Source organism: Burkholderia sp. DN3021 (genome assembly GCF_049805555.1).
Lineage (GTDB): Bacteria > Pseudomonadota > Gammaproteobacteria > Burkholderiales > Burkholderiaceae > Burkholderia > Burkholderia pyrrocinia_C.
In genome coordinates this window covers 18,868-28,649 of sequence record NZ_JBNCAB010000091.1, presented here as the reverse complement: position 1 = coordinate 28,649, position 9,782 = coordinate 18,868, and the positions used below count along the sequence as shown (strand labels likewise).

Below are 9,782 nucleotides of genomic sequence, written 5' to 3'. Positions count from 1 at the left end.
CCCGTCGCCAGCGGCACGCCGGCCGGCAGACCGAGCGCCGCGGCCGCCTGCGCACCGAGCGTACCGCTGCGCGCAGTCGACGCATGGACCGGCGCGAACCGGTCGACCGGCAGGCCGAGCGCGTCGATCAATGCCGTATCCCATGCGCCGTCGGGCGTCGCGAGCGCGGTCGCGCACGCATCGCTCGGATCGGCCGCGACGTCGCCGCCGAGCGCGATGCGCAACCAGTCCTTCGGCTGCACGGCCCAGCGCGCGGCGCGCAGCGCATCGGGCTCGTGCGCGGCCAGCCAGCGCAACAGCGGGCCTGCCATGCCCGGCGCGACCGGGTTCGGGGCGACGGGCATTCCGGCGACGGGCAATCCGGCGACGGGCATTCCGGCGACGGGCAATCCGGCGACGGACCAATCGGACGCGTCCGCTTCGCGCACCGCTCGCGTGTCGGGCCACAGCAGCGCGGGCCGCACCGGCTGCCCGGCCGCATCGATCAGCACGACGCCATGCATCTGGCCCGAGAAGCCGATCGCCGCGACCTGCGCGCGCTCGCCGGCCGGCAGCCGCGCGGCCGCGCGCACGAGCGCCTGCCACCAGGCATCGGGCGCGATCTCGGCCCAGCCGGGCCGCGGCGACGACAACGCATAGGGTTCGCTCGCGACCGCACGCTCGACGCCGTCGGCATCGAGCGTGACGAGTTTGACGGAGCCGGTGCCGAGGTCGATTCCGAGCAGGCGCATGACGTGACGGTGAATTCGAATGAACGGATGTCGATGATAACGGGATCGCGATACTCGCCCCGGCTTTTGCGCTCACCGCAGCGCCATGCGATGCACGGAAGCCGCTGTCGGCAGCCGGGTTTCGCCGGGCTGCACCTTGCGCGCAAAAGCGGCCGTTCGCGGGTTAACCCGGCGCGGTTTTCCGACACCCCTTTTTGCCACTATGCGGCCGCGCCGATACACACCATAAAGCGGCCGATATTTGACATGGGGGCCGGCGCTATTTTGAAGGGCTATAAAACCGGGGAACCTCACTCCTGCGGCAGTTTCCCGATGATCGACACCCTGTTTCATGCCGAAATGGCATATCGAACCAGCAAAGAACGGAATAGTACCCAGTGCTCTTGTTGCACGGATTCATTCCGCATAACTTCGTATCACCCCGAAAACAAGATCATGGAGTGAGACAGATGCAATCGAACACGGTCCATCCGTGCGATGAGGTGCTGCCGACCGGCAAGCTGGTAACGCTTGGTCTGCAACACGTCCTCGTCATGTACGCCGGCGCCGTCGCCGTGCCGCTTATCGTCGGCGGCGCGCTCAAGCTGCCGAAAGACCAGATCGCGTTCCTGATCAGCGCCGATCTGTTTTCGTGCGGCATCGCCACGCTGATCCAGACGCTGGGCCTGTGGATCTTCGGGATCCGCCTGCCCGTCATCATGGGCTGCACGTTCGCGGCCGTCGGCCCGATGATCGCGATCGGTACGAACCCCGGCCTCGGCATTCTCGACATCTTCGGCTCGACCATCGCGGCCGGCATCATCGGTATCGTGCTGGCGCCGACGATCGGCAAGCTGTTGCGGTTCTTCCCGCCGGTGGTGGTCGGCACCGTGATTGCCGTGATCGGGCTGTCGCTGATGGAAGTCGGCATCAACTGGGCCGCCGGCGGCGTCGGCAATCCCGAATACGGCAGCCCGGTCTATCTCGGCCTGTCGCTGCTCGTGCTGACGCTGATCCTGCTGATCAACAAGTTCGGCCGCGGTTTCATCGCGAACATCTCGGTGCTGCTCGGCATCGTCGCCGGCTTCGTGATCGCGTTCATCCTCGGCCGCGTGAACACCGAGGGCGTGTCGCTCGCGCCGTGGGTCGGCTTCGTGATGCCGTTCCACTTCGGCTGGCCGCACTTCGACCCGCTGTCGATCGCGACGATGGTCACGGTGATGTTCGTCACGTTCATCGAATCGACCGGCATGTTCCTCGCGGTCGGCGACATGGTCGATCGTCCGGTCGACCAGGAGCGCCTGGTGCGCGGCCTGCGCGTCGACGGCCTCGGCACGCTGATCGGCGGCATCTTCAACTCGTTCCCGCATACGTCGTTCTCGCAGAACGTCGGCCTGATCGGCGTGACGGGCGTGAAGAGCCGGTTCGTGTGCGCCACGGGCGGCGTGATCCTCGTGATGCTCGGCCTGTTCCCGAAGATGGCGCAGGTCGTCGCGTCGGTGCCGCCGTTCGTGCTCGGCGGCGCGGGCATCGTGATGTTCGGGATGGTGGCCGCGAACGGCATCAAGGTGCTGTCGAAGGTCGACTTCGTGAACAACAGCCACAACCTGTTCATCGTCGCCGTGAGCGTCGGCATGGGCCTCGTGCCGGTCGTGTCGCCGCACTTCTTCTCGAAGCTGCCGCCCGCGCTCGCACCGATCCTGCACAGCGGCATCCTGCTGGCATCGGTAACGTCCGTGATCCTGAACATCGTGTTCAACGGCGTGAAAGGCGAAAAGGATGCGAAGTGCGAGATCCGTCGCGCAGGGCACGACTTCGACGGGCGGCCCGCCGACGTGCGCCACTGATCGCGCCGCGCCGGACGACGGCGCAACGCGGTAACGAAAAACGCCACGGACTTTCGTCCGTGGCGTTGTCGTTTCCACATACCGCCGGTTCGACGGACAGGAGCGGTCGCCCGCTCCCGCCCTGCTTCGCGCTTACCCGTTCGTTGCCGCCGCCGACGCTGGCGCCGGCGCTGCCGCCTTGTCGTAGTCGACCGGCTCATCCGGCGCGCGCGGCGTCTCGCCGGCGCGCTGGACCCAGCCGCCGCCCAGTGCGCGGTACAGGTCGACCAGGTTCGTCCAGCGCGCCAGACGCGCGCTGATGAGCGTCTGCTGCGCCGAGTACAGATCCGTCTGCGCGGTCAGCACCGACAGGTAGCTGTCGACGCCGTTCTTGTAACGCAGGTCCGACAGGTCGAAGCGGCGCTGCTGCGCGTGCTCGTTGCGTTCGAGCGCGGCGATCTGCTGATCGTACGTGCCGCGTGCAGCCAGCCCGTCCGACACTTCGCGGAATGCCGACTGGATCGCCTTCTCGTAGTTCGCGATCTCGATGCGCTTCTGCACGTGCGCGAGATCGAGATTGGCGATGTTCGAACCGCCCTCGAAGATCGGCAGCGCAATACTCGGCGCAAACGACCACGCCGCCGTACCGGCCTTGAACAGGCCGCCGAGCGTCGGGCTCGCGGTGCCGAATGCCGCGGTCAACGAGATCTTCGGGAAGAACGCCGCGCGTGCCGCGCCGATGTTCGCGTTCGCGGCCAGCAGCGTCTGCTCGGCCTGCATCACGTCCGGACGACGCGTCAGCAGGTCCGACGGCAACCCGGCCGGCACGTCCGTCAGCAGGTTCTGCGCGTCGAGCGGCATGCCCGGCGGCAGATCGTCCGGCAGCGGCTCGCCGATCAGCAGCACCAGCGCGTTCAGCGCCTGCGCACGCGCACGCGCCTGCGCCTGCTGGTTCGCGAGCGCCGTCTCGACCACCGTCTGCGCCTGACGCAGATCGAGCTCGGAGCCCGTGCCGTTGTCGAACTGCAGCTTCGTCAGGTCGTACGACGCCTGCGCGGTCTTCAGCGTGTTTTCCGTGACCTTCAGCAGATCGTCGGTCGACAGCAGCGTCAGGTACTGGTCAGCCACCTGCGACACCAGCGAGATTTCCGACGCCTGCCGCGCGTATGCGGTCGACAGGTACTGCGCGAGCGCCTGGTCCTTCAGGCTCTGCACGCGGCCGAACAGGTCGAGTTCCCACGACGCGGAAAGCCCGACGTTGTAGCTGCGCGAGATGTACGGTGCACCGGTCGTCGACAAGCCCTGCGGTACGCGCTGGATGCTGCCCGTGCCTGTACCGTCGAGCGTCGGGAACAGGCCCGCGCGCGTGATCTGGTACTGCGCGCGCGCCGCCTCGATGTTCAGCACCGACACGCGCAGGTCGCGGTTGTTCTTCAGCGCGATCTCGATCAGCCGCTGCAGGCGCGGATCGACGAAGAATTCGCGCCAGCCGATGGCGGTCGCCGCCTGGCCGTTCGCGCTGCGCGCGCCGGCAGCGCCCGGCTGCGTCGCGTAGACGCCGCCGGCCGGGTACGCCTGTGCGACGGGTGCGTCGGGCCGTTTGTAATGCGGCGCCATCGTGCAGCCCGTGGCAAAGAGCGCGACCGCGATTGCAGTCAAAGCGTGTTTTTGCATCATCACTGTCCCTTCTTCTCGTCGTCGCCGTGGCCGCCCTTCTCCGCCTCGTGCATGTGATCCTGCGCAAGACGCAGCGCCTCGTCGACATCTTCCTTCTCGCCGCTGAAGATCGCGCGGATCTTCACGAAGAACATCGGGATCATGAAGATCGCGAGGAACGTCGCCGTGATCATCCCGCCGATCACGCCCGTACCGATCGCGTGCTGGCTCGCCGAACCCGCGCCGTTGCTGATCGCGAGCGGCATCACGCCGAGAATGAACGCGAGCGACGTCATCAGGATCGGACGCAGCCGCAGGCGCGCCGCTTCCAGCGCGGCCTCGATCGGCCCCATCTTCTCCGACTCCTGCAGCTCGCGCGCAAACTCGACGATCAGGATCGCGTTCTTCGCGGACAGGCCCACGGTGGTCAGCAGGCCGACCTGGAAGAACACGTCGTTCTCGAGGCCGCGCATCGTCGCCGCGAGCAGTGCGCCGATCACGCCGAGCGGCACGACCATGATCACCGAGAACGGGATCGACCAGCTTTCATACAGCGCCGCGAGACACAGGAACACGACGAGGATCGAGATCGCGTACAGGATCGGCGCCTGCGAACCGGACTGGATTTCCTGGAACGACAGCCCCGTCCACGAATAGCCGATACCGACCGGCAGCTTCTTCGCGAGCCCTTCCATCGCGGTCATCGCCTGACCGGTCGACTTGCCCGGTGCCGCCTGACCCTGGATTTCCATCGCCGAGATACCGTTATAGCGCTCGAGCTTCGGCGAACCGTAGGTCCAGTGACCGGTCGCGAACGCGCTGAACGGCACCATCCCGCCCGACCCGTTGCGCACGTACCAGATGTTCATGTCCTCCGGCGTCATCCGGAACGGTGCGTCGGCCTGCACGTAGACCTTCTTGATCCGGCCGTCGGTGTCGAGGAAGTTGTTCACGTACTTCGACGCCCATGCGATCGAGAACGTCTGGTCGATCGCATCCGCCGTCACGCCGAGCGCATTCGCCTTCTCGCGGTCGATGTCGACCTTGTACTGCGGCGTGTCGTTCAGGCCGTTCGGGCGCACGCCCTGCAGCGTCGGATCCTTCGAGGCCATCCCGAGCAGCTGGTTACGCGCGGCCATCAGCGCGTCGTGGCCGAGACCGGCGTTGTCCGTCAGCTCGAAGTCGAAGCCGGCGGCCGTACCGAGTTCGGGGATCGACGGCGGGTTGAACGGGATCACGATCGCGTCCTTGTAGCCCGCGTAGCGCCCGAACATCCGGCCGATCAGCGCCTGCACCTTCTGGTTCGCATGCTGACGCTGCGAGTAGTCCTTCAGGCGTATGAACACGAGACCCGAGTTCTGGCCGCGGCCCGCGAAGCTGAAGCCGTTCACCGTGAACGCCGATTCGACGATTTCCTTCTCGTCCTTCAGCAGGTAGTCGGAAATGTTCGCGAGCGTCTTCGCGGTCGTTTCCTGCGTCGAACCCGACGGCGTCTGCACGATCACGAACATCAGGCCCTGGTCTTCATCGGGCAGGAACGACTTCGGCAGGCGCACGAACAGCAGGCCGACCGCGACGATCACGACCAGGTAGATGATGAGCCAGCGGCCCGAACGCTTGATCACGTGGTGCACGCCGACGTGGTACTTGTCGCGGCTGTTGTTGAACGTGCGGTTGAACCAGCCGAAGAAGCCCTTCTTCTCTTCGTGATGCCCTTGCGGGATCGGCTTCAGGATCGTCGCGCACAGCGCCGGCGTCAGAATCAACGCGACGAGCACCGACAGCACCATCGCCGACACGATCGTCAGCGAGAACTGGCGATAGATCGCGCCGACCGACCCGCCGGAGAACGCGACCGGCACGAACACCGCCGACAGCACGAGCGCCACGCCGACGAGTGCGCCGGTGATCTGGCCCATCGCCTTGCGGGTCGCCTCCTTCGGTGACAGGCCCTCTTCCGCCATCACGCGCTCGACGTTCTCGACCACCACGATCGCATCGTCGACCAGCAGGCCGATCGCGAGCACGAGGCCGAACATCGACAGCGTGTTGATCGAGAAGCCCACCAGCGACATGATCGCGAACGTGCCGAGCAGCACGACCGGCACCGCGATCGTCGGGATGATCGTCGCCCGCAGGTTCTGCAGGAACAGATACATCACGAGGAACACCAGCACGATACCTTCGAGCAGCGTCTTGACCACTTCCTCGATCGACAGCTTCACGAACGGCGTCGTGTCGTACGGATACTTCACGACGAGGCCGTGCGGGAAGAACGGCGCCAGCTCGTCGATCTTCGCGCGCACGGCCTTCGCGGTCGCGAGCGCGTTCGCGTTGGTCGCGAGCTGGATACCGAGTGCCGCGGTCGGCTGACCGTTGTACTTCGTGTCGAAGTTGTAGTTTTCACCGCCGAGGCCGATCTGCGCGACGTCCTTCAGGCGCACCTGCGAGCCGTCCTGGTTGACCTTCAGCAGGATGTTGCCGAACTGCTCGGGCGTCTGCAGCAGCGTCGATTCGGTGATCGTCGCCTGCAGCACGGTGCCCGGCTTCGCCGGCGTGCCGCCGATCTGGCCGCCCGCGACCTGCACGTTCTGCGCGGTGATCGCGGAGCTCACGTCGACCGGCGTGAGGCCGTAGTTCGTCAGGCGGTTCGGGTCGAGCCAGATCCGCATCGCGTACTGCGAGCCGAACAGCGTGACGGTACCGACGCCGTTCAACCGGCTGATCGGATCCTTCACGTGCGACGCCACGAAGTTCGCGAGGTCGTACTTGTTCATGCTGCCGTCTTCGGAGTTGAAGGCGAGCACCAGCAGGAAGCTGCTGCTCGACTTCGTCACCGACAGGCCGAGCTGCTGCACGACCTGCGGCAGAACCGGCGTCGCGAGCGACAGCTTGTTCTGCACCTGGACCTGCGCGATGTCGGCGTTGGTGCCCGGCGCGAAGGTCAGCGTGATCGTCGCGTTGCCCGAGTCGTCACTCGTCGACGACATGTACAGGAAGTTGTCGAGACCGCTCATCTGCTGCTCGATCACCTGCGTCACCGTGTCTTCCACCGTCTTCGCGGAAGCGCCCGGGTAGTTCGCGGTGATCTGGATCGATGGCGGCGCGATCGTCGGATACTGCGAGATCGGCAACGTGAAGATCGCCGCGATGCCGGCCAGCATCAGGATGATGGCGATCACCCACGCGAAGATCGGGCGATCGATAAAAAACTTTGCCATGAAACAGGCTCCCTGTTATTGCGCGCTCGAAGCAGCGGCAGCACTCGCCGGCGCGGCGCCCGATGCGGCGGCACCGGAAGCGGCAGCGGCGCCGGAACCGGCGGCAGCCGGTGCGGCGGTTGCGGCGGCGCCCGATGCGGCACTGGCCGCCGGTGCGAGCTGCGCCGGCACCGACTTCACGGTCGCACCCGGGCGTACCTTCTCGCCGCCCTGCACGATCACGTGATCGCCCGCTTGCAGACCGCCTTCGACGATCCAGTTCTGGCCCTGCATGCCCGTCGTCTTCAGCGGACGCGGCTCGACCTTGTTGCCGGCGTTCACCACCATCGCGATCGCCTGGCCCTTCTGGTCATGCGTGACGCCGATCTGCGGCACCAGGAACGCGTTCTCGTTCACGCCTTGCTCGATCCGAGCGCGCACGAACATCCCCGGCAGCAGCACCTTGCCCGGGTTCGGGAAGACCGCACGGATCGTCACCGAGCCGGTGGCCTGGTCGACCGTCACGTCCGAGAACTGCAGCTTGCCCGGCTCCGCATAGGTCTTGCCGTCCTCGAGGATCAGCGACACTTTCGCCGCGCCCGGGCCGCTCGTCTTCAGGCGGCCGCTCTGCACGTCCTGGCGCAGCTTCAGGCCGTCGAGGCTCGACTGCGTGAGGTCCACGTACACCGGGTCGAGCTGCTGCACCGTCGACATCAGCGTCGCCTGGCTCGCCTGCACGTATGCGCCCGGCGTCACTTGCGAAATGCCGACGCGGCCGGTGATCGGCGAGACCACGTCGGTATAGCCGAGGTTGATCTGCGCGGTGTCGACCGCTGCCTTGCCGGCCGCGACGTCCGCCGCGGCCTGCCCTTGCGTGGCCACCGCGTTGTCGTAGTCCTGCTTGCTGACCGCGTTCGCGGCCACCAGCACCTTGTAGCGCGCGACCAGCGCGTTCTGCGTGGCGAGGTTCGCCTGCGCCTTCGCGAGCGTCGCCTTCGCGCTGTTCAGCGCGGCGATATACGGCGCCGGATCGATCTTGTAGAGACGCTGGCCGGCCTTGACGTCGGTGCCTTCGGTGAATTCACGGCGCAGCACGATGCCGTCGACCCGCGCGCGGACCTGCGCGACGAGGAACGCGCTGGTGCGGCCCGGCAGCTCGCTGAAGACCGGTACGGCTTGCGGCTGGACGGTGACGACGCCGACTTCCGGCGTTTGCGGCGGCGGTGCCGATTCTTTTTTTCCGCATGCAGCCAGGAAAACCGCGGCTGCCGCGACAGTGATCAAGCGGTATGGAACCCGTTCGACGCGCATGGAGCGACCTCTGTGTGTAACCAATGGAATAAGTGCAGCACCCGACGGGAGCGCAACACGGATGCGCCTCGCGGCGCAGATCGAACACCAGAATTACTGGACTGCTGGATACGGCACGTCGGCACGAAACCTCCATACCGACGGGATGCAGCGAACTGCGGACTGGTACTAGGGCGGGAATCAGCAGAGTGGGATATTAACTGATTGCCACTTGGGTCATTCGATCGTAGGGTGGTATTGTATATACATTCACGAATGTATGTAAAAAGCCCGTTTGTGTCGCGCAGACCGTCCAGTCTTACGAATTATTACCAGTCGCAAGCATAGCCAATCCGCATGACGGCAAAGAGGGTTGCAGACCCTATATTCACCTACGATCGATCCAATCAGGCCTGCACATGGTCAGACGTACCAAGGAGGAGGCGCTCGAGACGCGCAATCGCATTCTCGATGCCGCCGAACACGTGTTCTTCGAGAAGGGCGTGTCGCACACGTCGCTCGCGGACATCGCCCAGCACGCCGGCGTCACGCGCGGCGCGATCTACTGGCATTTTGCGAACAAGAGCGAGCTGTTCGACGCGATGTTCGACCGCGTGTTCCTGCCGATCGACGAGCTGAAGCGGATGCCGCTCGACGCACCGGGCGGCAATCCGCTCGAGAAGATCCGCAAGATCCTGATCTGGTGCCTGCTCGGCGTGCAGCGCGACTCGCAGTTACGGCGCGTGTTCAGCATCCTGTTCATGAAGTGCGAATACGTCGCGGACATGGAGCCGCTGCTGCAGCGCAACCGCGCGGGGATGAGCGAGGCGCTGCACATGATCGACGCCGATCTCGCGGTCGCCGTGCGGCTCAAGCTGCTGCCCGAGCGGCTCGATACGTGGCGCGCGACGCTGATGCTGCACACGCTCGTCAGCGGCTTCGTGCGCGACATGCTGATGCTGCCCGACGAGATCGACGCCGAGCAGCATGCGGAAAAGCTCGTCGACGGCTGCTTCGACATGCTGCGCTACAGCCCGGCGATGCTGAAGGAAAGAGACTGACGGCACGGCGGGTGCCCGCGCGCCGTTTCATTGTCATCG

General features: G+C 65.8%; 6 protein-coding genes. 2 read left to right on the top strand and 4 right to left on the bottom strand.

The window, feature by feature from the left end; translation table 11 throughout:
• Positions 1 to 731: FGGY family carbohydrate kinase (locus ACPUER_RS30640; protein WP_425132942.1), on the bottom strand; the 731-nt coding region annotated here is incomplete at its 3' end.
• 449 nt (positions 732 to 1,180) lie between these two features.
• Here ACPUER_RS30640 and ACPUER_RS30635 point away from each other — a divergent pair.
• Positions 1,181 to 2,557 (top strand): nucleobase:cation symporter-2 family protein, encoded by a 1,377-nt coding sequence (locus tag ACPUER_RS30635; RefSeq protein ID WP_425132941.1) that lies wholly within the window; start codon positions 1,181 to 1,183, stop codon positions 2,555 to 2,557.
• Between the two features lie 132 nt (positions 2,558 to 2,689).
• Here the strand turns inward: ACPUER_RS30635 and ACPUER_RS30630 are convergent, their stop codons facing one another.
• From ACPUER_RS30630 to ACPUER_RS30620, 3 genes are read right to left on the bottom strand one after another with little or no spacing between them, the layout of a single operon-like run.
• Positions 2,690 to 4,213, bottom strand: a complete 1,524-nt coding sequence (locus ACPUER_RS30630; protein ID WP_175961952.1) for an efflux transporter outer membrane subunit — start codon at positions 4,211 to 4,213, stop codon at positions 2,690 to 2,692.
• On the bottom strand, positions 4,213 to 7,413 hold the full coding sequence (bpeB, locus tag ACPUER_RS30625; protein ID WP_175961953.1) for an efflux RND transporter permease BpeB: 3,201 nt from the start codon (positions 7,411 to 7,413) through the stop codon (positions 4,213 to 4,215). The genes ACPUER_RS30630 and bpeB overlap by 1 nt, the downstream gene beginning before the upstream one ends.
• A 15-nt stretch (positions 7,414 to 7,428) precedes the next feature.
• Positions 7,429 to 8,703 carry an efflux RND transporter periplasmic adaptor subunit gene (locus tag ACPUER_RS30620; protein ID WP_425132940.1) on the bottom strand — a complete coding sequence of 425 codons (1,275 nt, stop codon included), beginning with the start codon at positions 8,701 to 8,703 and terminating at the stop codon, positions 7,429 to 7,431.
• A gap of 398 nt (positions 8,704 to 9,101) precedes the next feature.
• Between ACPUER_RS30620 and ACPUER_RS30615 the strand changes: the two genes are divergently transcribed.
• The gene (locus ACPUER_RS30615) at positions 9,102 to 9,743 is read left to right on the top strand and encodes a TetR family transcriptional regulator (protein ID WP_174419810.1); all 642 of its coding nucleotides are present in this window, start codon (positions 9,102 to 9,104) and stop codon (positions 9,741 to 9,743) included.
• Positions 9,744 to 9,782: the final 39 nt, after the last annotated feature.